At 59.9% G+C, this 24,916-nt stretch carries 23 protein-coding genes; 14 read left to right on the plus strand and 9 right to left on the minus strand.

All coding sequences use genetic code 11. The annotated features are described in order from the left end of the window. Window positions 1–52: 52 nt before the first annotated feature. Window positions 53–1,300 carry a sensor histidine kinase gene (locus ACIPF8_RS05615; RefSeq protein WP_400418042.1) on the minus strand — a complete coding sequence of 416 codons (1,248 nt, stop codon included), beginning with the start codon at window positions 1,298–1,300 and terminating at the stop codon, window positions 53–55. A 237-nt stretch (window positions 1,301–1,537) separates the two neighbouring features. Here ACIPF8_RS05615 and cqsA point away from each other — a divergent pair, with 237 nt between their 5' ends. Continuing rightward, a complete protein-coding gene (gene cqsA, locus ACIPF8_RS05620; RefSeq protein WP_400418045.1) occupies window positions 1,538–2,782 on the plus strand; it encodes an alpha-hydroxyketone-type quorum-sensing autoinducer synthase in 1,245 nt (414 codons plus the stop codon). Between the two features lie 60 nt (window positions 2,783–2,842). On the opposite strand, the gene ACIPF8_RS05625 is transcribed toward cqsA, so the two are convergent. Beyond that, window positions 2,843–3,268: a winged helix-turn-helix transcriptional regulator gene (locus tag ACIPF8_RS05625; protein ID WP_400418048.1), complete on the minus strand. Its 426-nt coding sequence runs from the start codon at window positions 3,266–3,268 to the stop codon at window positions 2,843–2,845. A gap of 104 nt (window positions 3,269–3,372) precedes the next feature. Between ACIPF8_RS05625 and ACIPF8_RS05630 the strand changes: the two genes are divergently transcribed. The 3 genes from ACIPF8_RS05630 (at window position 3,373) to ACIPF8_RS05640 (ending at window position 5,180) form a co-directional block, all read left to right on the plus strand. Next, window positions 3,373–3,984, plus strand: coding sequence for an NAD(P)-dependent oxidoreductase (locus tag ACIPF8_RS05630; RefSeq protein ID WP_400418051.1), 612 nt, complete (start codon window positions 3,373–3,375; stop codon window positions 3,982–3,984). A 99-nt stretch (window positions 3,985–4,083) separates the two neighbouring features. Continuing rightward, window positions 4,084–4,623 (plus strand): isochorismatase family protein, encoded by a 540-nt coding sequence (locus ACIPF8_RS05635; protein ID WP_400418053.1) that lies wholly within the window; start codon window positions 4,084–4,086, stop codon window positions 4,621–4,623. A 98-nt stretch (window positions 4,624–4,721) separates the two neighbouring features. After that, window positions 4,722–5,180, plus strand: coding sequence for a transposase (locus tag ACIPF8_RS05640; protein ID WP_400418056.1), 459 nt, complete (start codon window positions 4,722–4,724; stop codon window positions 5,178–5,180). A gap of 162 nt (window positions 5,181–5,342) precedes the next feature. On the opposite strand, the gene ACIPF8_RS05645 is transcribed toward ACIPF8_RS05640, so the two are convergent. Both ACIPF8_RS05645 and ACIPF8_RS05650 read right to left on the minus strand, forming a co-directional pair. Further along, window positions 5,343–5,789, minus strand: a complete 447-nt coding sequence (locus ACIPF8_RS05645; protein WP_400418058.1) for a ProQ/FINO family protein — start codon at window positions 5,787–5,789, stop codon at window positions 5,343–5,345. A 256-nt stretch (window positions 5,790–6,045) separates the two neighbouring features. Further along, window positions 6,046–6,993, minus strand: a complete 948-nt coding sequence (locus ACIPF8_RS05650) for a helix-turn-helix transcriptional regulator (protein ID WP_400418061.1) — start codon at window positions 6,991–6,993, stop codon at window positions 6,046–6,048. 111 nt (window positions 6,994–7,104) lie between these two features. Between ACIPF8_RS05650 and ACIPF8_RS05655 the strand changes: the two genes are divergently transcribed. The 7 genes from ACIPF8_RS05655 (at window position 7,105) to ACIPF8_RS05685 (ending at window position 17,192) form a co-directional block, all read left to right on the plus strand. After that, entirely contained in the window at window positions 7,105–7,965 is an 861-nt protein-coding gene (locus tag ACIPF8_RS05655) for an NIPSNAP family protein (RefSeq protein ID WP_400418064.1), read from the plus strand. 11 nt (window positions 7,966–7,976) lie between these two features. Next, complete coding sequence (locus ACIPF8_RS05660) at window positions 7,977–8,621, plus strand: LysE family translocator (RefSeq protein ID WP_400418067.1); 645 nt, start codon at window positions 7,977–7,979, stop codon at window positions 8,619–8,621. A gap of 290 nt (window positions 8,622–8,911) precedes the next feature. Beyond that, window positions 8,912–10,237 carry an MFS transporter gene (locus ACIPF8_RS05665; protein WP_400418070.1) on the plus strand — a complete coding sequence of 442 codons (1,326 nt, stop codon included), beginning with the start codon at window positions 8,912–8,914 and terminating at the stop codon, window positions 10,235–10,237. Window positions 10,238–10,247: 10 nt separating this feature from the next. After that, entirely contained in the window at window positions 10,248–12,818 is a 2,571-nt protein-coding gene (gene nirB, locus ACIPF8_RS05670; protein ID WP_400418073.1) for a nitrite reductase large subunit NirB, read from the plus strand. Window positions 12,819–12,828: 10 nt separating this feature from the next. Continuing rightward, window positions 12,829–13,176 (plus strand): nitrite reductase small subunit NirD, encoded by a 348-nt coding sequence (gene nirD / locus ACIPF8_RS05675; protein ID WP_400418075.1) that lies wholly within the window; start codon window positions 12,829–12,831, stop codon window positions 13,174–13,176. Then, a complete protein-coding gene (locus ACIPF8_RS05680; RefSeq protein WP_400418077.1) occupies window positions 13,173–14,414 on the plus strand; it encodes an NAD(P)/FAD-dependent oxidoreductase in 1,242 nt (413 codons plus the stop codon). Before nirD ends, ACIPF8_RS05680 begins: the two co-directional genes overlap by 4 nt. 36 nt (window positions 14,415–14,450) lie before the next feature. Beyond that, complete coding sequence (locus ACIPF8_RS05685) at window positions 14,451–17,192, plus strand: molybdopterin-dependent oxidoreductase (RefSeq protein WP_400418218.1); 2,742 nt, start codon at window positions 14,451–14,453, stop codon at window positions 17,190–17,192. 10 nt (window positions 17,193–17,202) lie between these two features. Here ACIPF8_RS05685 and ACIPF8_RS05690 read toward each other — a convergent pair whose 3' ends face one another. Then, the gene (locus ACIPF8_RS05690; RefSeq protein ID WP_400418079.1) at window positions 17,203–18,426 is read right to left on the minus strand and encodes an MFS transporter; all 1,224 of its coding nucleotides are present in this window, start codon (window positions 18,424–18,426) and stop codon (window positions 17,203–17,205) included. A 269-nt stretch (window positions 18,427–18,695) separates the two neighbouring features. Here ACIPF8_RS05690 and ACIPF8_RS05695 point away from each other — a divergent pair, with 269 nt between their 5' ends. After that, window positions 18,696–20,744 (plus strand): M3 family metallopeptidase, encoded by a 2,049-nt coding sequence (locus ACIPF8_RS05695; RefSeq protein WP_400418082.1) that lies wholly within the window; start codon window positions 18,696–18,698, stop codon window positions 20,742–20,744. A 455-nt stretch (window positions 20,745–21,199) separates the two neighbouring features. On the opposite strand, the gene ACIPF8_RS05700 is transcribed toward ACIPF8_RS05695, so the two are convergent. Further along, window positions 21,200–22,138, minus strand: coding sequence for a S1/P1 nuclease (locus ACIPF8_RS05700; RefSeq protein ID WP_400418085.1), 939 nt, complete (start codon window positions 22,136–22,138; stop codon window positions 21,200–21,202). Between the two features lie 41 nt (window positions 22,139–22,179). On the opposite strand from ACIPF8_RS05700, the gene ACIPF8_RS05705 reads away from it, so the two are divergent. Together ACIPF8_RS05705 and ACIPF8_RS05710 are read left to right on the plus strand one after the other, a co-directional pair. Further along, window positions 22,180–22,440, plus strand: a complete 261-nt coding sequence (locus tag ACIPF8_RS05705; protein ID WP_400418088.1) for a hypothetical protein — start codon at window positions 22,180–22,182, stop codon at window positions 22,438–22,440. 5 nt (window positions 22,441–22,445) lie between these two features. After that, a complete protein-coding gene (locus ACIPF8_RS05710; RefSeq protein ID WP_400418090.1) occupies window positions 22,446–22,646 on the plus strand; it encodes a hypothetical protein in 201 nt (66 codons plus the stop codon). A 7-nt stretch (window positions 22,647–22,653) separates the two neighbouring features. Here ACIPF8_RS05710 and ACIPF8_RS05715 read toward each other — a convergent pair whose 3' ends face one another. Genes ACIPF8_RS05715 through ACIPF8_RS05725 form a run of 3 tightly spaced genes read right to left on the minus strand, consistent with a single transcriptional unit; the run spans window position 22,654 to window position 24,771 of the window. Beyond that, window positions 22,654–23,412, minus strand: coding sequence for a molybdopterin-dependent oxidoreductase (locus ACIPF8_RS05715; protein WP_400418092.1), 759 nt, complete (start codon window positions 23,410–23,412; stop codon window positions 22,654–22,656). Beyond that, the gene (locus ACIPF8_RS05720) at window positions 23,409–24,080 is read right to left on the minus strand and encodes a cytochrome b/b6 domain-containing protein (RefSeq protein ID WP_400418095.1); all 672 of its coding nucleotides are present in this window, start codon (window positions 24,078–24,080) and stop codon (window positions 23,409–23,411) included. The genes ACIPF8_RS05715 and ACIPF8_RS05720 overlap by 4 nt, the downstream gene beginning before the upstream one ends. A gap of 58 nt (window positions 24,081–24,138) precedes the next feature. After that, on the minus strand, window positions 24,139–24,771 hold the full coding sequence (locus ACIPF8_RS05725) for a hypothetical protein (RefSeq protein WP_400418097.1): 633 nt from the start codon (window positions 24,769–24,771) through the stop codon (window positions 24,139–24,141). Window positions 24,772–24,916 lie beyond the last annotated feature (145 nt).

Raw genomic sequence — 24,916 nt, forward strand, 5'->3', positions numbered from 1 at the left:
CTGCAATACGGGCGCCAGGCGCGGCATGGCGATGTTCGGTTGAAGGAGGATGCTAATTTAACAGAGAGCGCACGTCGGACGCCTTTTGTTGCAACACCGGTGGAAAATCCAGGACGAATATCGTGTAGGCCAGCGGCCGCGAAACCAGCCGTATGTGCGCTCCCCAAGCTTCCAGCACGTCCTTGCAGAATGCCAATCCGATGCCGGTGCCGTTGTATTCCGGATAGGCGTAAAAGCGTTCGAAAATATGCGTTGCACGGCTCGGCTCGATGCCGCAGCCGGTATCGATGAACAATAACCGGGGCCGGGTACGGTTGCCTTCGATGACGATCCGGATGCGGCCCTTGCCGATGCGTTGGATCGCCGTCAGCGCATTACGCAGCAGGTTGATCAAGACCATCGAGCACAACTCGGTCTGTCCCAGCAGGCGGAAATCGGCACGTACCGTGACCGCCACCAGCTCGCGTTGTTCCTGGTTGACGAACGGATAGCGTTGCAGCATCTGCTCCACCGTGGTCGCCATCGACAAGATATCTTTCGGTTGCAGGTTTTCCTTGCCGGTAGAGGCGCTCAACAGGAACAGATCAATCACATTATTCATGTGGCGCACTTCGAATTCGATCCGCGCCAGGGCCTTTTCCATCGGTATCTGGCTCGGCGCCGCCGGTATCGCGCTTTCCTGCAGCAGGCGGCTCAGGCCGCGCGCGTTGGCGTTGATGCTGCGCAAAGGTGTGCGCAGTTCATGTGACACCGTCGCCAGCGCGGTCGCCATGCCTGCCAGTTTTTCCTGGGCCAGGACTTTGCGGCCGACCTTGGCGAGCGAGACCGTGACGATTGCGAACAACTGGATCGGCCATTGCTCCAGCGCCTGCAAGCTGAGCGGCAGACTGCCGCCGTGGATGATCGCAAACACCAGGTAGGCCAGCGCGGTGCCGGTGAAGTAGGCGAGGAACGCCAGCGTCGTATCGAAGTGAAACAGGATGATCAATGCAATCAGCAACGATTGACTCCAGATCGAGGAGCCGTCGTTCATCAGGAACATGAAGGTGAAGAAGAACGGCAAGACGTAGGTCAGGCCGACAAAGAAATAAGCTGCCAGCCATTTTTTCTTGACCAGGCGCCGCACGAAAATCGCCGGCAGGCACAGCACTACGCCGAAAATCCGCAGGCTCAGGTTTTCGTAGGGCTGCGGAAACCAGTAGGCCCACACTACATAGTAGAGCGGCATGCCGACCACGGCGATCCACGCCAGTATCACCAAGCGCTTGATTGTGTTGTCGTATTGTCTATTGAAACTCAACAGCCATCTACTTGCTGCATGTTGCCAAACCTGCCAGCGCTCGCTCGTCCAGCTGCCGATGTGCTCAATCATGAGGTGTCAGATATTGGTCTATCATAAATCGCTATGCGGTAAGAGATGTGGAGCCGGTTGATCGCCGCGCCTCCGCAACGAATACTTAGCTTGGCTCCGAATTCCAGACAGGGGAGCCCTGGCTACTCTGTTTGGCATATCAACAGAGAGTATTGGGAGAAAATTATGCCACTAACTGCAAGCTACCATGCCGAAATAACTTTGGCAGCGGAGCAAAGATTGCCCGCGTTCGTGTCGACACGGATGGACGAGCACTATATTGATCGAGTGGAAAAACTGCTGGGCGGCGAACACATGCACAAATGGTGTCCGCCGGGCCCGAATGCAATCTACTTGTCCAGCAACGATTACCTGTGCATTGCTGCCGAACCGATGCTGATCGAAGCACAGGCTGCGCGCCTCAAACAGGGCGATGCCGATTTGCTGATGTCATCGGTTTTCCTGCAGGAAGGCAGTGCCCAGCATCGCCTTGAAAACAAGCTGGCCCGATTCATGGGCTCGGAGGACGGCTTGATTTCGCAATCCGGCTGGAGCGCCAACGTCGGACTGATGCAAAGCATCGCCAGTCCAGGCATACCGGTCTACCTGGACATGCAGGCCCACGCCTCGCTGTGGGAAGGCGTGCATTCCGGCGAAGCCCGTCCGGTGCCGTTCCTGCACAACGACATCGAACACCTGCGGCGCCAGGTGCTCAAGCACGGCACCGGCGTGATCGTGGTCGATGCAGTCTACAGCACTAATGGCAGCATCTGCCCATTGGTCGAGGTGCTGGCGATTGCCGAAGACAGCGGCAGCATCCTGGTGGTGGACGAGTCGCATTCGCTCGGCACCCATGGTCCCGGGGGAGCGGGACTGGTGGCGCAGATGGATTTGTCCGACCGCGTCCACTTCCGCACCGCGTCGCTGGCCAAGGCGTTCGGCGGCCGCGCCGGCTTCATCACCTGTTCCAGCAAGTTCAAGGGTTATTTCCTGTCGGCCTCGCGTCCGGCGATTTTCAGCTCCTGCCTGTTGGGGCATGAACTGGCCTGGTTCGATGCCGCGCTTGATTTCATCCGCCATGCCGACGACCGCCGCGCCAGCCTGCATCGCAATGCGCGCCGCATCCGCGACGGACTGACCGCTTTGGGCTACAACGTCAGCGACGGCACCGAGCAAATCATTGCGCTTGAGGCCGGCACCGAACCGATGACCTTGTGCCTGCGCAAGGCGCTGGAAGCGGAAGGGATTTTCGGCGCGGTCTTTTGCGCGCCGGCGACGCCCAAGAACCGCTCGCTGGTGCGGCTCACGCTGAACTCGGGCTTGACTGAGGTAGAGCTGCAAAGGGTGCTGCAGGCTTGCGCCGACATCCGTGAAGAAGTGCAATTGCAGAGCTGGTCCTCGACCCGGCGCGCAGCAGTAGCCGCGGCTTAACCGCCTGCTATCGGCGGCAACGCAACTGATCGGGCCGGCAGATTCGTAGTTAGGCCCGACTCAAATGCCGGCGCGGTCATATTGACGGCGCGCGCCACGAATCACGCCCTGATTGCTGCCGGCCCAATCGGCCAGCACCTTGAGCGGCGCGCACAATGAGCGTCCAGTCTCGGTCAATGCATATTCGACCTGCGGCGGCGTGCTCGGAATCACGGTGCGCGACACCAGCCCGTCGCGCTCCAGGTGGCGCAGCGTGACTGTCAGCATGCGCTGCGAAATACCTTCGACATCGCGCCGCAACTGGTTGAAGCGGCAGGGGCCTGATTCCAGCGCGGTGATAACCAGTACGCTCCAGGCGTCGCCGATCCGATCCAGCACGTCGCGGATCGGGCACGGCAAGTCTTCGTTCGCACTCGGGCGCCCCCGGCCACGCGCCAATGCGGCGCTGGCTGGCGGCGTAGTTACCTGCATGTTCCTATCATTCATCAAAGTGCCTTCTTGCGCTCAAGTTCTAAATAATTATACTAGTTACTTTAAATAACCACCACGACCCGGGACGCATTCCGGGTCCAACCAAAAGGAAAACCATCATGAAGATTGCCATCATCGGCATTACCGGCCGCGTCGGTTCACGTATCGCCGCAGAAGCGTTGCGTCGCGGCCACACAGTCACCGGAATCGCCCGCTCTATCGATCAGGCCAAGGTGCCGGCCGGCGTCCAGCTGGTGCAAGGCGACGCCACCCAGCCGGAACAGCTGGCGGCACTGGTGCGCGGCCACGATGCAGTTGTCAGCGCCGCCAAATTCAGCGTGCTGAAAGCCGCGCCGCTGCTGCAGGCGCTCAAGAGCGCCGGCGTCAAACGTCTGCTGGTGGTGGGCGGCGCCGCCAGCCTGGAAGTGGCGCCGGGCGTGATCCTGCTCGACAGCCCGAGTTTTCCGGCTGAATACAAAAGCGAGGCAGTACCAGGCAAACAGTTCCTCGACGACTTGCGTGCCGAAACAGCTGTCGACTGGACTTTCCTTTCTCCTGCCGCTTTGCTCGAACCCGGCGTACGCACTGGAAAATTCCGTGTCGGCCAGAACCAGTTGCTGGCCGATGAGCAAGGGAATAGCCGAATTTCGATGGAAGATTACGCCATTGCGCTGCTCGATGAAATCGAACAACCCAAGCACATCCGCCAGCGCTTCACGGTGGCTTACTAAGCATCTGACCTGACGCAGTTTGTTGCATCGCAGGCGTAGCCATCCGCCGGGTTTCATGGCATAAGAGGATATTTCCTTCAACTGTTCTGTAACAGGCCCATGAGCTATTTATGTGATGCATCCGCTACCAGTCTGATCATCATCGACATGCAGGAAAAGCTGATGCCGGTGATTTTCGACAATGCGCATGTCCTGCGCCGCGCCGCCCTGCTGGCGCAAGCCGCCAGGCTGCTGGCGATTCGTGTGATCGGCACCGCGCAACAGCCGCTGCGGCTGGGACGCACGGTGCCGTTGATCGACGGCATGCTCGACCAGACCATCGAGAAAAGCAGTTTCGACGCTTGCGCCGAGCCGACGTTCCTGGCCGCGCTGGAAAATGGCAGGGACGAACTAGTCGTACTTGGCTGCGAGGCGCATGTCTGCGTGCTGCAAACGGTGCTTGGCTTGCTGCACCGGCAGCGGCGCGTAAAACTGGTGATCGACGCCATCGGATCGCGGCAGGAGCGCGACAAATCCTGCGCCATCGATCGCGCCCGCGCCGCGGGTGCTGAAATCGTCAGTAGCGAAATGGTGATGTTCGAATGGATGAAGGATAGCGATCATCCGAAGTTTCGCGAAATATTGAAACTGATCAAGTAAAAGACTAGCGCTGCCTACAGGGAATTCAGCATTTTTCCTATGTCCTTTTGTGTTTTGAGTGATGACAATGAATTGAATCATTTTCATCAAAGCTCAACATGCAAATCAACGACGACCAATGGCAAAAACTGAAGCCATTCCTCCTGGGCGGAGAAACTCATCCCGGCGTTACCGGCCGCAATAACCGCATGTTCGTCGACACGATTCTTTGGGTGGTGTTGAACGGGGCGAAATGGTCCGAGCTGCCGCCCGAGTTCGGCAAGTGGCAGACTGCCTACATGCGTTTTCGGCGCTGGAATGAGGCCGGCATCTGGCAACAGATGGCGAACCACGCCGACGCCGATCCCGAATTGCAACGCATGCTGAATGCGATTGCCAAATTTGGCGACGATTATGCCTGGCGCTCGTCGCGCCGCACGCTCATCAGGAAAAACAAAATGGCATATGAAAGCGGATTGGGAAAACAACCGCTGCCGCCGACGCCCGATGGCGTCAGAGAACGTGGCAAAACGCCGGATCTTGATACCAACTGGCTGTGGCTGCTGACGCGCAAGTGAAGTGACGGGCTTGCGCCTGGGGATGGCCGCGGAAATATTCGTACTGCGGGGATCTCTAAAACCTATGCCGCACCGCAATCTCGTATAACTGCGTTTGTATCGCCGAAATGGCGGCACGTGCTACGGCTTTTTTTGAGACTCCCCGCTATCGCGAATTCGCGATCAGCTACGAGTGCGCGAGAATTTCGCAGTCAGCTGACTCAACTTTTCCGCATGCTGGCGCGCCGCTTTTTCGGCTGCCAATTGAGCAGCTTCGGCTACGCGTTGGGCCTTGCGCTGCTCGGCGTTCTTCTTGAAACGCTCACGCAGCGTCTCCGAGGCGTGAGTACGATGGACTTCGGTGACTTCATCGGCGTGATTGCCGTCGAGATCGAACCTGACCGTGGCCTTTTCCATTCCCTTCAAATAGCGCAACGAATTGGTGTGCATGCCCAATGCAATCCGCAAGGTCTTGCGGTTGAGTTCAGGAAGACGCGCAATCAATTGCTTATCGATGCCGATCGCCAGTGGCAGGTAATCGCGGAATACCGCGAATTTCTCTTGCAGTTCCTTGAGCAGAACGCGGGCAGTTTGGACAGGATTGGGGGTTGCTACAACAGGTGTATTCATTGACAACAAATGCAGTGTGTTTTAGAACGCTCAGGATATCACGTAGATGCCTCCAAGCCCTTGTATTGGCCATATTTAAGCTTGTGGCAAAGCGTTTTATTGCTATTACTGCGACATGCGCGGCTGTATCAGCAATGGATATCAGCAACGGATTTTTCTTCAATCAGTTTATCGCACTACCCTCCGCATGAACACTGCCAGGGTTACCAGGCTCTGCAACCTGCTTGCAGCGTCTTCGTGAAATATTTAATGCTTCTCATTTTGCAAGTTGCAATAACCTTGATGCGCAAGCCTTGAGCGCATCACGCAATGCGGGCGGATGGCGTATCTCGAAGGCGAACGGCAACCGCGCCAGTTCGCGAGCAAACCAGTCGAGATCGTCGGACTGGTTGTGCAGCAAGACGCCATCCGCGGTTTGCTCGAACAGGCCGGCAGCGTCGAACAATTGTTCGCGCGCCGTCTTCAGGTCGGTTTTCAGCAGCACTTCGACCGCAAATGCGCGCGGCATGGCGGCCACCGAAAGTGCCAGGTACGCCAGCGCATCGAAATCTGCTGGGCGCGTAAATGTCTGTTCCAGTGCCTGCACCCGGCCGATGCGATCCAGCCGGAACGAGCGCAGGCCGCGGCGCAAGTGGCACATGCCGACCGCATACCAGCGGCCGCCGCGATAAGCCAGGCCGTAAGCATCGAAGTCGCGCTCACTGTCGTCGCCGGTGGCGCTGCGATAGTGCATATGCACCCGTTGCCGATTCTGCGCGGCGCCGCTGAGAATCACCAGCGCTGCATTGCTGTCGGGCGCAGCAGCCTGCGACAAATCCAGCTTCACGGTTTCATCCACCGCGCTGACCCGGCGCTTCAGGTTGTCCGGCATGATGCGTTCCAGCTTGGCCTGGGCGCTCGCCACTGCCGGCGCAGCTTCGGCCAAACCCAGGCTGCGTGCCGCCAGCAAGCCAATCGACAAGGCCAGCGCTTCATCGTCGGTAAACATCATCGGCGGCAGCTTGAAGCCGGCGACCAAGGCGTAGCCGCCGTGACGGCCGCGATCGGTGGTGATCGGAATGCCCATTTCCTCCAGCGTGACGATGTAACGACGCAACGTGCGGCCATCAACCTCCAGGCGCGCAGCCATCTCGGCCCCGCTCATGCGGCCATGGGTTTGCAGCAGTTCCAGCACTGCCAGCACACGTGTGGTTGGGTGGTACATGGCTTGAAGGATATTTTATATATAGGGCAGATTATGTCCTATATCCAATTTATCTTTGATTCCGGCAGCAAAAAATTTGCAGCTAACCGTGAGCAGGAGAGGAGGACAGCCATGTACCGATTCATTGCCGGAGTTCTCCTGCTGGCGGCGGCGCATGCGTCGACATTTGCGCCAATTCCTTCAACCAACCAGCAAAGCGCCATGCAAAACCTCAGCGATACCAACGATTTCCAGGTAATTGAATTCCGCCGCTACCAGATCAAGGATAGCGGCCTGGCCAAATTCGCGACTTATTTCGAGAGCTTTTTTCCGGAAGCATTCCAGCAACTCGGCGCCTTGGCCCTCGGCCAGTTCAGCGAACGCAGCAATCCCAATGTATTTACCTGGCTGCGCGGCTTCAAGGACATGGATGCCCGCGCCATCGTCAATAGCGCCTTCTATTACGGACCAGTATGGAAGGAGCACCGCACCACCTTGAACAACCTGATGATCGACAGCGATAACGTGATGCTGTTGCGCCCGTTGCGCCATGACAGCGGCGTCAGTGTGCTGCCGGCGGTGGATCCGGTATGCGAAGTGCAGGGCGCGCAGGGCGTGGTGGTGGCGCAAATCTTTGCGCTGAAGGGCGACGACGTCGAGCAGTTTGCCAATCACGCGGCATCGATCTTCGCCACCTACCAGGCGGCGGGCCTGCGTCAAGCGGGGTTGTTGGTGACGCTCGATGCAAAAAACAATTTCCCTCAATTGCCGGTCAGGACCGACGGCCTGTATCTGGTATGGCTGGGAATCGCCCGCGACGACGACCAGTTACAGAATTTTTATCCGCTGGCCGATCGTGCCGCCAATGCGCTGGCGGTAGAAGGCTTGCTCAGGTCGGCGCCCGAACTGGTGATCCTCGATCCCGGCAAGCGCTCGCGCTTGCGCTGGCTGGCCGAAAAAATACAAAGCACCGCAGACACTCTACAAATATAAGGGGACATCAAATGCATCAATCCATCAATCTCTGGCTGTACTTCCTGATCGTGTTCGGCGTCATCGTGCTGCCCGGGCTGGACATGGCATTCGTGCTGGCAAGTTCGCTGGTGGGCGGACGCCGCTCGGGCCTGGCGGCGGTGGCCGGCATCATCGCCGGCGGCGTTTGCCACGTCACCATGGGCGTGCTGGGCCTGGCTGTCGTACTCAAATTGTGGCCCAGCCTGTTCAACCTGGTGTTGCTGGCAGGCGCAGCGTATATCGCCTGGATCGGCTGGTCGCTGTTACGCAGCAAGGATGGTTTCCATTTCGCAGCGACGCCGGGGCAGGCCCGGGCCAAGGCGCCTGCCACCACGTTTTATCAAGGCATGCTGACCAGCTTGCTCAACCCGAAAGCCTATGTCTTCATGCTGGCGATATTCCCGCAGTTCCTGAAAATCGACGCCGGCCCGATCTGGGGGCAGGCGCTGGTGTTGTGGATCATCACCGCGCTGACCCAGGCCGGCGTGTACGGTTTCATTGCCATCCTGTCGAGCCGCACCCGCGCCTGGTTCGATGAGAATCCGCGCGGCGGCCTGATCACTGCCCGCATGGTCGGCGGCTTGTTGATTGCTGCCGGCATGTTTACCGGTATCGAAGGCTGGCAGGCAATGTAGCCGCTACTGAGGCCGCACCGAAATAGCGTGCGGCGCACCAATTTCACGCAAAACGCACCGTCGTCGACCTGCAACGACGTATCAATTGATTCCGCAACCCGCCACAATCCATTACAAATCAATGACTTAAGTTTGTGGCACGGCGTTTGCTCTGAATCAGGTCATAGGATCAACGACGATCCTACCTTTTCTAACGCAGGTCCAACGATGGATCTGTTGGACAACGGCGTCCTCTTGCTCGGCCTTGTGGCTGAGTCAAGAGGACGCCTTTTTGTTTTTAAAGACGAAAAATGGCAAACAAAGCGACCAGCATCGAACTCTTCAGTCTGCGTACGCCGCAGATGCGCGCCTTTCACCTGACCTGGATGGCATTCTTCGTCTGTTTCTTCGCGTGGTTCGCCTGCGCGCCGCTGATGCCGTTGATCAAAGGCCAACTCGGCTTGAGCATGGCGCAGATCGCCAATATCAATATCGCGGCGGTGGCAGTGACGATCCTGGTGCGGTTGCTGGTCGGCCCGCTATGCGACCGCTACGGCCCGCGCAAGACTTACACCGGCCTGTTGCTGATAGGCGCATTGCCGGTGTTCGGCGTGGCGCTGGTGCAGAGCTACGAGAGTTTCCTGTTCTTCCGCCTGTGCATCGGTGCAGTCGGCGCCAGTTTTGTGATCACCCAGTATCACACCTCGGTGATGTTCGCCTCCAACGTGGTCGGCACCGCGAATGCCGCCTCGGCCGGCTGGGGCAATAGCGGCGGCGGTGCGGCGCAAGCATTGATGCCGCTGCTGGTGGCGGCGCTGTTGATGCTGGGCGTCAGCGAAACCATGGGCTGGCGCCTGGCGTTGCTGGTGCCGGGCGTATTCATGCTGATCATGGCGGCGCTGTATTGGCGCTATACGCAAGATTGTCCGCAAGGGAACTACGCCGAATTGCGCGCGGCCGGCATCGCCATCGAAGGCGGTAAAAAGGGCGGCTGGGCCAGTTTCCGCGCCGCCAGCGCCAACTACCGGGTGTGGCTGCTGTTCATCACCTACGGCGCCTGCTTTGGCGTTGAGATATTCATCCACAACATCGCTGCGATTTACTACGTCGATCATTTCGGCCTGTCGTTGAAAAGCGCCGGCATGGCAGCCGCCAGCTTCGGCTTGCTGGCCTTGTTTGCGCGGGCATTGGGCGGCTGGCTGTCCGACAAGATGGCCCTGCGCGGCAACCTCGATAGCCGCGCCACTTTGCTGTTCGTGTTGATGCTGGGCGAAGGGCTGGGCCTGCTGTGGTTTGCGCATGCCGGCAGCGTCGTCCTGGCGGTAGCGGCGATGCTGACCTTCGGCTTGTTCACACACATGGCCTGCGGCGCGACGTATGCGCTGGTGCCGTTCATTGATCGCAAAGCACTCGGCGGCGTGGCCGGCATCATCGGCGCCGGCGGCAATGTCGGTGCAGTCGCCGCCGGTTTCCTGATGAAGGGATTGGGCGATACCCAGCAAACACTGAGCGCGCTCGGCGTGCTGGTGTCGGTCTCGGCCTTGTGTGCGATTGCGGTGCGCTTCAGCGCCGAACACAAGGCACGGGAACAGGAATTGCATGACAGTGTGATGGCCGCAAACGGCGTCAGCGCCTGAGGGAGATAACATGAAAATCATCGTCATCGGACACGGCATGGTCGGCCACAAATTCCTCGAATGCCTGGCCGAATCAGGCGCCAGCGAGATCGAGGTCACGGTGCTGTGCGAAGAGCCGCGTCCAGCTTACGACCGCGTCCATCTGTCGGAATTCTTTGCCGGCAAATCGGCGCAGGATCTGTCATTAGTGACGCCCGGCTTTTTCGAGAAGGCCAGCCATATCACGTTAAAGCTGAATGCCAAGGCGCAGCTGATCGACACCGAGGCCAGGACCGTGACCTTCAATATCAACGGTGCGATCCAGACCCTGCCTTACGACAAGCTGGTGATCGCCACCGGCTCCTATCCATTCGTGCCGACCCTGGCCGGCAACCAGCGCAAGGATTGCTTCGTCTATCGCACCATCGAAGACCTGGAAGCGATGCTGGAATGCGGCCAGCGCTCGCGCAGCGGTGTCGTGATCGGCGGCGGCCTGCTTGGCCTGGAATGCGCCAAGGCGCTGCGCGACATGCAGCTGGAAACCCACGTGGTCGAATTTGCACCGCGCCTGATGGCGGTACAGGTAGATGAAAGCGGCGGCCGCATTCTGCGCCAGAAAATCGAGGAACTGGGCGTCACCGCGCATACGCAAAAGAACACACTGGAAATCGTCGATGGAAAAACCGGCACGCATCGCATGAATTTCGATGACGGCAGCCATCTCGATACCGACATGATCGTGTTCTCGGCCGGTATTCGTCCGCGCGACGAGCTGGCGCGCGACAGCGGATTGCAAGTCGGCGACCGCGGCGGCATCGTGATCGACAACAGCTGCCGCAGTTCCGATCCGGACATCTACGCCATCGGCGAATGCGCATTGTGGAACGGCCGCATTTTCGGCCTGGTGGCGCCCGGCTACGACATGGCGCGCATCGCCGCCAAGCACGTCCTGGCGACGCTCACCAATGACAGCAGCGTAGTCGTTCCGGAATTCGCCGGCGCCGACATGAGCACCAAGCTCAAGCTGATGGGGGTCGATGTGGCCAGCATCGGTGACCCGCACGGCAAGGAAGCCGGCAGCCGCTCTTACCAGTTCACCGACGAGCGCAAGCAGATCTACAAGAAAATCGTCGTGTCGGAATGCGGCAAGTATTTGTTGGGCGGCGTGATGGTTGGCGATGCCAGCGAGTACGGCACGCTGCTGCAGATGATGTTGAACCGCATCGAGTTGCCGGCATCGCCGGAATTCCTGATCCTGCCGCAGGCCGATGGCCAGGCCAAGGTCGGGCTGGGGGTCGATGCGCTGCCGGACAGCGCGCAGATATGCTCCTGCAATGACGTTTCCAAAGGCGCGTTGTGTGCGGCGGTCAACGCCGGCGCTACCAGCATCGGCGCGCTGAAGAGCTGCACCAAGGCCGGCACTTCCTGCGGTGGCTGCGTAGCGTTGGTCACGCAGGTCATGAAGGCCGAGATGAAGAAGCAGGGCATGGCGGTCAACAATCATGTCTGCGAACATTTCCCGTACTCGCGCCAGGAGCTGTATCACCTGGTGCGGGTCGGCCAGATCAAGACCTTCGACGCTTTGTTGAAACAACACGGCAAGGGCCTTGGCTGCGACGTCTGCAAGCCGGTCGCGGCCAGCATCCTGGCATCCTGCTGGAACGATTTCGTACTGAAAAAGGAGCATGCCGGCCTGCAGGATTCCAACGATTACTTCCTCGGCAATATCCAGAAGGACGGCACGTATTCAGTAGTGCCACGCATGGCCGGCGGCGAAGTCACGCCGGACGGCTTGATCGCGGTCGGCCAGGTTGCCAAGAAGTACGGCCTGTATACCAAGATTACCGGCGGCCAGCGGGTTGACCTGTTCGGCGCCCGGGTTGAGCAGTTGCCGTTGATCTGGGAAGAATTGATAGCGGCCGGTTTCGAATCCGGCCATGCGTATGGCAAATCGCTGCGCACCGTGAAATCCTGCGTCGGTTCGACCTGGTGCCGCTACGGCCTGGAAGACAGCGTCGGCTTGGCGATCGAACTGGAAAATCGCTACAAAGGTTTGCGCGCGCCGCACAAGATCAAGTTCGGCGTCTCCGGTTGCACCCGCGAATGTGCGGAAGCGCAGGGCAAGGATGTCGGCATCATCGCCACCGAGAAGGGCTGGAACCTGTACGTCTGCGGCAATGGCGGCATGAAGCCGCGCCATGCGGAACTGCTGGTGGCCGATCTCGACAAGGCGGCATTGATCCGCACCATCGACCGTTTCCTGATGTTCTATGTTCGCACCGCCGACCGCCTGCAACGTACCAGCGTCTGGCGCGACAACCTGGAAGGCGGCCTCGATTACCTGAAGCAAGTGGTGGTGGACGACAAGCTGAACATTGCCGCCGAGCTGGAAGCGGACATGCAGCATGTAGTCGACACCTACCAATGCGAGTGGAAAACCGCTGTCACCGATCCGGCCACGCGCCAGCGCTTCCAGCATTTCGTCAATAGCGAGCAAGTCGACGACAACGTGATGTTCGTCGAAGAGCGACGGCAAATCCGGCCGGCTACAGTGGAAGAACGCAAGCGCATTCGCATCCCGGTTGTAGTTGAAACGGCCTGAAGGAAATCACATGCACAATGACCGTCAAAGCAGTAACTGGATTGCCGTTTGCCCACTCGAACGCATTGTGCCGAACACCGGCGTCTGCGCGCTGGTCAACGGCGAGCAGATCGCAATATTCCACGTCATCGATGGCGAATCGCGCGTCTTTGCTATCGGCAATTACGATCCGAACGCCGAAGTTTCCGTGTTGTCACGTGGTCTGGTCGGCAGCCTGGGCGAACGCATCGTGGTGGCCTCACCAATCTACAAGCAGCACTTTGATCTACAGACTGGCGAGTGCCTGGAGGCGCCGGAACATTCGGTCGCCGCTTATCCGGCCCGCATCGCCGACGGCCAGGTCTGGGTCGGCATATGACAACCGGCGCGCCATCGATGGCAAAAAAGCCAGTGCTGGCAGTGATCGGCAATGGCATGGCCGGCATGCGCACGGTCGAGGAATTGCTCAAGCTGGCGCCGGACCTGTACGACATCACCGTGTTCGGCGCCGAGCCGCACGGCAATTACAACCGCATCCTGCTGTCGCCACTGCTGGCCGGCGACAAGAGCATCGACGACATCATGCTCAACACGCCCGAGTGGTACAAGCAAAACGGCATCACGCTGCATGCCGGCGATCCGGTATTGAGCATAGATCGCCAACGCCGCATCGTACGCTCGCGCGCCGGCGTTGAATTGCGCTACGACCGCCTGCTGCTGGCGACCGGCTCCAAGCCGTTCATCATCCCGGTGCCCGGTCATCAGTTGCCGGGCGTGATCGCCTTCCGCGATATCCAGGATGTCGAAACCATGCTGAACGCGGCGCGCAATCATCGCCACGCGGTGGTCATCGGCGGCGGCCTGTTGGGTCTGGAAGCCGCCAACGGCCTGCTGCGACAGGGCATGGATGTGACTGTAGTGCATGTGATGGACAGCCTGATGGAAAGGCAGCTCGACAAGCCGGCGGCGCTGCTGTTGAAGACGGCGCTGGAACAAAAAGGGCTGCACTTTTTATTGAACGCTCAGACAGCTGAAATCATCGGTGAACAGCAAGTCACCGCTGTACGTTTCAAGGACGGCAGCGAAATTCCTGCCGACCTGGTGGTGATGACGGCTGGCGTCCGCCCCAACATCGAACTGGCGCAGCAGGCCGGCCTGCATTGCGAACGCGCAATCGTGGTCGATGACACCTTGCAAACTTACGATCCGCGCATCTATGCAGTTGGCGAGTGCGTGCAACACCGCCTGGCGACCTTCGGCCTGGTGGCGCCGATCTGGGAACAGGCGCGAGTATGCGGCGCCCACCTGGCCGGCGCCGGCCATCGGCGTTATGTGCAGCAAGCCACCGCCACCAAGCTCAAGGTCACCGGTGTCGATTTGTATTCGGCCGGCGATTTCATCGGCAGCGAGGGCAGCGAAGACCTGGTGCTGCGCGATCCGCGCCGCGGCATCTACAAACGGCTGGTCATCAAGGGTCCGCATATTGTCGGCGCGGTGCTGTACGGCGACGTCAAGGATGGCCCCTGGTATTTTGAAATGATCCAGCGACGCACCGATATCTCAGGGCTGCGCAGCCAGCTGCTGTTCGGCCAGGCGCTATGCGCCCAGGCCGCCTGATCGGGAGCGCGTGTGAAATCGGCTCCTTCCTTCCCGCTGCTACCGGCTGAAAAACTGAGTTACAAGCCGGGCAGCACGCTGACCACCTGTCCCTATTGCGGCGTCGGCTGCGGCGTGCGCGCTACCTTGCACAACGACGGCCAGGTTGATATCGCCGGCGATGAGAGCCATGCGTCGAATTACGGGCGATTGTGCGTCAAGGGTTCAGCGTTGGGCGAAACCGTCGATCTCGATGGCCGCCTGCTGTATCCGAAGATGCGCGTGGAAGCCGACGCAAGCCAGCCGCTGCAACGCGTTTCCTGGGACGCAGCGTTGGATCAGGTAGCGCACGGCTTCCGCTCAATCATCGAACAGCACGGACCGGATTCGGTCGCGTTATATGTGTCGGGTCAGTTGCTGACCGAAGACTATTACATCGCCAACAAGCTGATGAAAGGCTACATTGGCGGCGCCAACATCGACACCAATTCGCGCCTGTGCATGTCGTCCGCAGTGGCAGGCCACAAGCGCGCGTTCGGCGCCGACCTGGTGCCGGTCTGTTACGAGGATCTGGAACTGGCCGACCTGGTGGTGCTGGTCGGCTCCAACACCGCGTGGTGCCATCCTATCCTGTTCCAGCGCATCGCCAGGATCAAGGAAACGCGGCCGCAGATGAGGCTGGTAGTGATCGATCCGCGCCGCACCGCGACTTGCGAACTGGCCGACCTGCACCTGCCGCTGAAAGCCGGCAGCGATGTCTGGCTGTTCAACGGCTTGCTTAGCTTCCTGGCGCGCAACAACGCCATCGACAGCGACTTCGTCGACGCCAGCACCAATGGCGTGGCAGCGGCGCTGGACGCCGCGCAAGGCGACTGCGCCGACCATGCCGCCGTGGCGAAAGCCTGCAAACTGGACCCGCAAGATTTGCTGACGTTCTACGAATGGTTTGCCGCGCACGAAAAAACGGTGACTGCGTTTTCGCAAGGTGTGAACCAATCGTCGGCCGGCACCGACAAGGTCAACAGCATTATCAACTGCCATTTGCTCACCGGACGCATCGGCCGGCCCGGTATGGGGCCGTTCTCAATCACCGGCCAGCCCAACGCGATGGGTGGCCGCGAAGTTGGCGGACTGTCCAACATGCTGGCGGCGCACATGGACCTGGAGAATCCGCAGCATCGGCAAACCGTGCAGGATTTCTGGCAGGCGCCGCGCATGGCCGAACGGCCCGGCCTGAAGGCAGTCGATCTGTTCCAGGCGATTGAAGCCGGCCGCGTCAAGGCAGTCTGGATCATCGCTACCAATCCGGTAGTCAGCCTGCCGGATGCCGATCAGGTGCAACGCGCATTGTCCAAATGCGAGCTGGTGGTTGTGTCCGACATTATCGAAAAAACCGACACCAATGCCTTCGCCCACGTCTTGCTGCCGGCGCTGGGTTGGGGCGAAAAAGACGGTACCGTCACCAGTTCGGAACGCCGCATTTCCCGTCAACGCGCATTCCTGCCGACACCGGGCGAGGCCCGCGCCGATTGGCAGATCCTGTGCCAGGTGGCGCAACGCATGGGTTTCAAGGGATTCGATTTCACGGCTGTACATCAGGTGTTCGATGAACACGCTCGCCTCAGCGCCTATCGCAATGGCGACGCCTTTGGTCAGCGCCGCACATTCAACCTGAGTGGCCTGAGCGGCCTGGATCAAAAACAGTTCGATGCGATGACCCCGGTGCAATGGCCGTTGACCACGCTTGCATCGGGTGAAAAGCAAGGCACGGCAAGGCTGTTTGTCGACCGCCGCTTCGCGCACCCGGATGGCAAGGCGCGCTTCATCGCCACCATTCCCCGGGGGCCGCAACATGCACCCGACAACGACTATCCGCTGAGCCTCAATACCGGTCGCGTGCGCGACCAGTGGCACACCATGACGCGCACCGGCAAGTCACCCAAGTTGGCCGATCACGTGCCGGAATCGTTCATCGACATGCATCCGCAGGACGCGCTGCTGTATGGCGTGCGCGAAGGCATGCTGGCACGCGTGTCGAGTCGTTGGGGCGAGATGGTGGCCAGGGTGCAGCACGGCGGCGGCATTGCCCGCGGTAGCATTTTCGTGCCGATCCATTGGAACGGTCAGTCGGCTTCGGATGCGCGGGTGGGAGCGCTGGTCAATCCAGTGGTCGATCCGGTTTCCGGCGAACCGGAATTCAAGCATACGCCGGTGCGGGTCGAGGAATTCCGCGTGGCCTGGTACGGTTTCGTGTTGAGCCGCAGACGGCCGATGCTGGACGATGTCACGCATTGGACACGCATCCAGGGACGACACTTCAACCGCTATGAGCTGGCAGGCCGCAGCCCGATTGCCGCGCACAGCGAGTGGGCCGCAACGCTATTAGACGTGGATACCGCCGATGCCGACTGGCTGGAATACCAGGATGTCAGCGCCGGCATCTATCGGGCCGTGCATGTGGTCGATGATCGCATCGATGCCTGCGTGTTCCTGTCGCCACGCCCGGACCTGCCGTCACGCGCCTGGCTGGCCAGCCTGTTCGGCAAGGAAAAACTGGATGATGCCGACCGCATCGGCCTGCTGCTCGGCCAGCCCATCGAGAAAGGTGTGGATACCGGACCTACCGTGTGTTCCTGCTTCGGCGTCGGCCGCAATACGATTTGCGACGCGGTGCGCAAGCAGGGGTTGACCAGTGTTGCGCAAGTCACCACCTGCCTGAAGGCGGGCGGCAACTGCGGTTCATGCGTTCCCGAAATCAAAAAATTGCTGTCGGAAATCCTGGTAGAAGAGGGCGCGTGAGCAGCAATGATCAGTGATTGCCGGCGTCGCGGATCGAGCTGCCGGCGACATGCGTAACTTGTTCGTTACGCCCCAACAGCAGCCATGCCACCAAACCAGCGGCACTCAGTCCGGCGCCTGTCATCGACACACCGAACCAGCCGGCGTAACCGTACATCGCGGTCGACAATACCGAACCGCAAGCGCCGCCAATGAAGTAACAGGTCATGTAGCCGGCGGTCAGGCGGTTGCGCGATTCGGGTTGCAGGTGATTGATGACGCTCAGGTTGGTGACGTGCACCGCCTGCACCATCAAGTCCAGCACCAGGATGCCGATGATCAGGCCCAGCAGCGAACTCTTGGCGAACACCAGCGGCAGCCAGGACAGCAACAGCAGCGCCAGGCCGATGGCAGTGGAACGACCGGCATGGCCGCGGTCGGCCAGTCGGCCGGCATGCGAGGCGGCCAGTGCGCCGGCAGCGCCGACCAGACCGAACAGGCCGATGGTGCCGTCCGAATAGTTGAAAGGCGCTGCCGCCAGCAGGAACGAAATCGATGTCCACAGCACGCTGAACACGGCAAAGATGATGCCGCCCAGCAGGGCGCGGATACGCAATACCGGTTCTTGTACGAACAAGGTCAGGATCGACGCCAGCAGTCGCGGATAGCTGAGATGCTGTTCCTGGTGATGGCGCGGCAACGCGCGTCCGAGTACGATCGCCGTCACGATCATCAGCGCCGCACCGAACCAGTAAACCGTTTGCCAACCACCCAGTGCCGACAAATAGCCAGCCACTGTACGCGCCAGCAGGATGCCGAGCAACAGGCCGGTCATCACGTGGCCAACCACCTTGCCGCGCTCATGCGGTGCCGCCAGCGTTGCGGCAAATGGCACCAGGACCTGCGACACCACGGAAAACAAGCCGGTCAGCGCAGTGCCGATCAGCACGAACACCATGCTTTGCGCGGTCGCGGTGATCAGCAATCCGCAAGCAGACAACAGCGTCATCACGATAATCAGTTTTTTGCGTTCCACCATGTCCGCCAGCGGCACCAGCAGCATCAGGCCGAACGCGTAGCCCAGTTGGGCCACGGTGACGATCAGGCCGGCGCTGCCGTTGGAAATGCCGAAGCGCGATGCAATCGTATGCAGCAGGGGCTGGGCGTAATAGTTGCTGGCCACGGCGACGCCGGTGGCGATCGACATCATGATGACCAGGCCGGGACTGAGTTTGGAGGGTTGTGCGTTTGTCATTGCGAATTGCCTTTAATAATACGACCCGACACTCTATCCCTTATCCGAATATGCTGCTGCGTAGCCCCACAAACGGCAGTTTCTGCAACAAAGCGTCCGACGCAATCGCCATCAATTCCTGCGGGTGCGCGAGCAGATCGGATTGCGCCGCGTTTACGAGTCTCACGACACTGAGCGATTGGCTTTATAACAACCTCCGGCGGCCTGCGTAAAAGTTTATGTAGAGCTATACAATAGCGTTCTCTTCATTAGCCCGGATGCTAGCCGCCATGACTGATTTGCACGCCACCAACCCGCTGTTGCAAGACTGGAACACTCCTTACGGATTGCCGCCTTTCGACCTGATCAAGGCCGAGCATTTCGCGCCGGCCTTCGCCGTGGCGCTGCCGGCGCACCTGGCCGAAATCGATGCGATCGCCGGCCAATCCGCCGCGCCCGATTTTGCCAATACACTGGCAGCCTTCGACGCCTCGGGCCGCCTCAACAACCGCATCAGCCTGCTGTTCGAAAACCTCACCGCCAGCGAAACCTCGCCGGCGCTGCAAGCGGCCGAAGTCGAACTGGCGCCGCAGTTGGCAGCGCACCGCAATGCGATCTACCTGCACGCCGGTTTGTTTGCGCGGATTGATGCGCTGTATGCGCGTCGCGCCGAACTGGACCTGGATCCGGTGCAATTGCGTTTGCTGGAACGGGTACACCTGGATTTCGTACGCGCCGGCGCCAACCTGCCAGCGCAGTCGCGCGCCCGTTACAGCGCCCTGACCGAACGACCGGCAGCCCTGAGCACGGCATTTACCCAGAACGTGCTGGCCGACGAATCCAGCTTTGCGCTGGAACTTGCAGATGAAGCGGCGCTGGCCGGCTTGCCGGACTTCCTGCGCGCATCGGCGCGTTCGGCGGCGCAACAACTTGGCCTGCCGGAAGGCAGCCATGTGATTACGCTGTCGCCATCGCTGGCCGAACCGTTCCTGACGTTCTCCGACCGACGCGACCTGCGCGAAGCCGTATGGCGTGGCCGCGTCGCGCGCGGCGCCCATGCCGGCGCGCATGACAATCGGCCGATCGCTGCGGAAATCATGGCCTTGCGCCAGGAACAGGCGCAGTTGCACGGCTATCCGACCTACGCCGATTACCAGCTGATCGACCGCATGGCCGGCAAGCCGGAAGCCGTTTCGGCATTGCTCGGCAAGGTCTGGGAACCGGCCAAGGCCAAGGCTGGCGAGGATCGCGCAGCACTCACCGAGATGGCGCGCAGCCTGGGCCAACCGACTCCGATCGCAGCCTGGGACTGGCGCTACCTGGCAGAGAAAGTGCGACAAGCCCGCTACGATCTCGACGATGCCGAACTGAAGCCATACTTCGCGCTGGAAAACATGATCGCCGCAATGTTCGATTGCGCCCAGCGCCTGTTTGGCATCAGCTTTGTCGAACAGCACGGCGTCGCCCTGCATCATCCCGACGCCCGCCTGTGGGAAGTGCGCAACCGCGAGAACGCGCTGATCGGCTTGTTCATCGGCGACAACTACGCGCGCGCCAGCAAGCGCAGCGGCGCCTGGATGCATGTCTTCCGCAGCCAATCCGGCCAGAACGGCGGCACACTGCCGATCGTCATCAACAACAACAATTTCGCCAAGGCCGATCCGGCGCTGTTGAGTTTCGACGATGTGCGCACGCTGTTCCATGAATTCGGCCACGGCTTGCACGGCTTGTTGTCGCAGGTGAAGTACGAGCGCCTGGCCGGCACGCAAGTGCTGCAGGATTACGTTGAATTGCCGTCGCAGATTTTCGAGAACTGGGCTGAAGAAGAAGTGGTGTTGCAGCATCATGCGCGTCATTACCAGACCGGCGAAGCAATTCCGCCAGCCCTGCTGGAAAAGCTGAAACGCGCACGCCAATTCGACCAGGCCTGGGCCACCATCATGTACGCCGGCCCGGCGCTGATCGACATGGCGCTGCATTCGCTGCCGAATGGGACGAAGGTTGACCTCGCAGCCTTTGAAGCGCAGCAGTGCGAATTGATGGGCATTCCGCAGGACATCGGCCAACGCCATTACCTGAGCCATTTCCAGCATCTGTTTGCCGGTTCGGATTATGCTGCCGGCTACTACGTCTACATGTGGGCCGAAGTGCTGGATGCCGATGCCTACGATGCCTTCATCGAAGCCGGCGATCCGTTCCAGCCGGCGATTGCCGAACGCCTGCAGCGTCACATCTACAGCTCCGGCAACAAGCAGGATCCGGCACAGGCGTTCCGCGCCTTCCGTGGCCGCGATCCGAAGGTAGAGCCGATGCTGGCCAAGCGTGGGTTGATTGCGTAATTTAGTGAAGCGCCATTAACAGCGTCGTCCCCGCGAACGCGGGAATGACAATTGTTCATCAAGAAGTAGGGTGGGCAAGTTTTTTCCCACGCGTTGCTCAAACGGCGCAATGGAATGTGAGGTCACGCGTGGGCACAAGTGCCCACCCTACGCTTAATTCGACGCCGTCCGCCACGTCCTTCCCGCGTTCGCGGGAATGACCGTTGTTAATCAAGAAGTAGGGTGGGCAAGTTTTTTTGCCCACGCGTTGCTCAAAAGACGCGATGAAATTTGAGGTCACGCGTGGGCACAAGTGCCCACGCTACGCTTAATTCGACGCCCTCCGCCACGTCCTTCCCGCGTTCGCGAGAATGACCGTTGTTAATCAAGAAGTAGGGTGGGCAAGTTTTTTTGCCCACGCGTTGCTCAAACGGCGCGATGGCATTTGAGCTCACGCGTGGGCGCGGGTGAGCACCCTACTTGCTGCTGAACGGCGATGCAAATACTGCCGCGCTATTCGTCGCAGCGCTGCTACCCAATGCATCATTCAATACCTTGGCCAGGCGCACACCGGCACGGCTCAGCTGCGTTGCAACAACGCTGGTGGCGTTGCTGACATAAGTCGCCGGCAGCTTGTATTTGCCGCTGGAATCCGGTGTCGGCAACTTGCCGTAGGCATCGGTGCGGGCCAGGTCGAAGGCTTCCAGCGACCAGTCGCGCGGCGTCTGCTGCTGCCATTGCGCGATCTGGGTGTTGCTGATCTTGGCGATCAATGCCGACGCCACCTGGTTCTGGTCGGTCCCCAATTTATTCACGAAGGCAGTGTCCCAATACGCATGCAGCTTGCCGGCTGCGATGCCGGTTGCCGACACCGTTTCATCATTGCCGCCGCGGTCGTTGGAATCACTGGAATGCAGCGGCTGATGCAGATCGCCGATGAAGTGCAGCAGGAACTGCAGCGCCAACAGGCGTTCTGCCGGCGCGGTGTTCGGGTCGCGCAATTCTACGGTGAACTGATCGACCTTATCGACCACGCAATCCTGGGCGACGCCGGCCGACGCCGGTGTATTGGCCGGCAGGGTCGGATGGCCGAAGCAGGCGGCGTCGATGTCGCCGTCGCTGATTTCGGTATCGACAAAATGCCAGGCTGCGGTTTCGCGATGGGCATTGCGGTATTTGTCGGCCCAAGTCGCTTCGGAGGCGATGTCGGTCGCGGTCAGGCCGCTGCTATCGGTGGCCAGCATGGCGTTGACCTGCGCGCGGACATCGGCAGTCAGGTAATTGTTGGCGATCAGGCCGACCACCATATGTCCTTCATCGCCCCAGGCCAGGGCGTTGGGTGATGCCATTAGCAAGGGCGCGGCGCAAGCCACGCCGGCGATGAAGGTGCACAACAATTTGCGGCTGATTTTCATGAAAGGCTCCGTGAATAAAGGGAAACAGACCGATAAAATGAATGCAAATGTTTCCAAAGTACATCATTCGTCGGAATGTAAACCGCATTTATGACCGCAGCATGTCATCTGCAACAAAATCTGCAAAATCTGACAGGCTGGTTGCCGCCTGTATAAATTTGGCTCAAGTGAACTTGAGAGTTTGTCGCTTGACGCCTCAGGTGCAAAACCAGACACTCTATTGGGATCACAACTGGCGCAATGAACAAGGGCCCGAACGGATCAAGATTTGCGAGAAATTTTACAGCCAGGTGGAAGAATGAAAAACATGCATCACACGACCGTCGTCGAGCAATGGCTGGCAGGACCGGAGCACCGGCCAAGCAAGCCCGCCGATCTACTGGCCAGCATGGAACAATCGCTGGCCGCGTACATGCAGACGCTGGCGCAGGATGATGAAGAAATCGATGCGCCGCATCTGCACAACCGGCATCGTGGCTGCCCTTGCTGCACTGGACGCGGCGAATGAAAAGCTGTCAGGAACCGCTGAACCAGTTGTAGCCCTGGTCTTCCCAATAACCGCCGGGATTTTCATTGGTCACGAAGATCGCCGCGATGTGCTTGGGATTCTTGAAACCCAGCTTGGTCGGCACCCGCAATTTTAACGGATAGCCATACTCAGTCGGCAGCGGCTCTTTGCCGAAATCCAGCGCCAATATCGTTTGCGGATGCAGCGCGGTCGCCATGTCCAGGCTTGAGTAGTAGCGATCCGCACATTTGAAGCCGACATAGCGTGCCGTGGTATCGGCGCCGATATGCGCCAGGAAAGTACGGAACGGCACGCCGCTCCATTGGCCGATGGCGCTCCAGCCTTCGATGCAGATATGCCGCGTGATTTGCGACGCCTGCGGCAACGCCCGCAATTGCGCCAGGCTCCAGCTGCGCTTGTCGCGTACCAGGCCGGAGACTTCCAGCTTGTAAGTATCGCCATCGATTTCCGGCGCCGAATCGGCGTCATAGAAAGCGTTGAACGGAAACGGCTTGGTGATCATGCTAGCCGGGTAGGTCGGCGCCAGATGATTCGGCCGAAACAACAAACCTTGCACCCGGTCGTTCCAGCGCGACATGGCCCACAACACCTTGTCGACCGTATCGCCATCCTGCAGATTGCAGCCCGACAGCATCGACAGCGCCCCCAGCGACAAGCCGGAGCGCAGGAACAAGCGGCGCTGCAACTGCACCAGTTCAGGTTTCAGCTCCGCATTGGTCGGCACATCCGTTTTTTTATCCGTCATGGCTGAGGCTCCTGTGCCACTTTATATTTTGGCGCGCGTCCGGTCAGCATCGGCAATAATGTACTTGGTACGATCAGCACCAGCGCCAGATGAACCACCACAAACGCGACGATGCCGGCCATGGCAACAAAATGCACGCGCCGCGCCACGTCGTAACCGCCGAACAAATCGACCAGGCCATCCAGTTGCACCGGCTTCCAGATCGACAAACCAGACGCCACCACCAGCACGCCTAGCAGCAGCACGCCGATATACATCAGGCGCTGTATCGCGTTATAGATGCCGGCCTGGTGCGGCAATTTGAATGTCAGCGCCTGCTTGAAATCACGCATCAGGTCGGCGCCGCGCAGCGGCAGGAAGTGGCGGCGAAAATGCCCGCGCGCCAATCCGTAGAAAAAATAAATCAAGCCATTCACCACCAGCAGCCACATGGCCGCAAAGTGCCAGGCAATCGCGCCGCCCAGCCAACCGCCCAGCGTGGCCCATTTCGGGAATGAAAAGCCAAACAGCGGCGAGGCGTTATAAATCGCCCAGCCACTCATCACCATGCATACCATGGCGAAGGCGTTGATCCAGTGCGTAGCGCGCACCGGCAGCGGATGGATGATGCGGCGCTTGGCGGCCGGGCTTGCTCGATTCTGTTGTGGATGAGTTTCTGCGGTTGTCATGGGTGCGCCTTGTAAAGAGGATGCGCGGACGCCAACAGCGCCCGCCTGCCTTACTGAATTACATCGGCGGCACTACGCCGTTCTTGCCGATAGATGCGCGTCCCACGACATCGCTGCCATCCGCCGCCTTGCTGACGAAGAACACGCCATGGGCGCCGGGAACCAGCAGACTGCGATCACCCTTTTCCAGGCTGACGATAGGCACATCGGCCGGCACCACGATTTTCTTCTCGCCCTGCGGATACTTGACGGTAATGGTGCGGCCGCTGGTCACGACGACATCGCCCACGGTACCGTTGGTCATGCTGCTGTTCTTGCCGAGATCCCAGGCGTAGCTGCCTTCGCCAACCTTCATGCCGGCCGGGAACACATGTACTTCCAGCGCTTTCAAGCTGCCGTCGGGTAACGGCACCGCAGCAGATCCGATGAAGCTGTCCGATTTGATATCGCTGATGGCAGCATGGCTGACCGCGAACAACATCAGGTCTGGCGCCAGTTTCAAGGTCATTTTCTTGCCGCCTTTTGCACTGACTTCGAGGCTATCGGTATTCACCTTGTCAATCGTGGCGCGCACCCGAACCGGTGTTGCCGGAGCGGCAGCGGTTTGTGCGCTGGCGGCGGCGCCGTAGGCCAAGAGGGTCGACGCGGCCAATACGGGAACAAGTCGGCGCAAGAGTTGTGATGTTTTCATGAAAACTGTCTCGGTGGTTGCTGGGAATCCCAGTTTGGGGCCGGCGCAGTGTCTTATCGGTGACATATGAATGACAATATTGTCATTCTTTGCGGCAAGCGAATTGATAGAATGGGCTGTCTTTCAACCTCGGCAGGAGCGCCGC

It is taken from the genome of Collimonas sp. NPDC087041, from assembly GCF_044745265.1.
Classification (GTDB): Bacteria; Pseudomonadota; Gammaproteobacteria; order Burkholderiales; family Burkholderiaceae_D; genus Collimonas.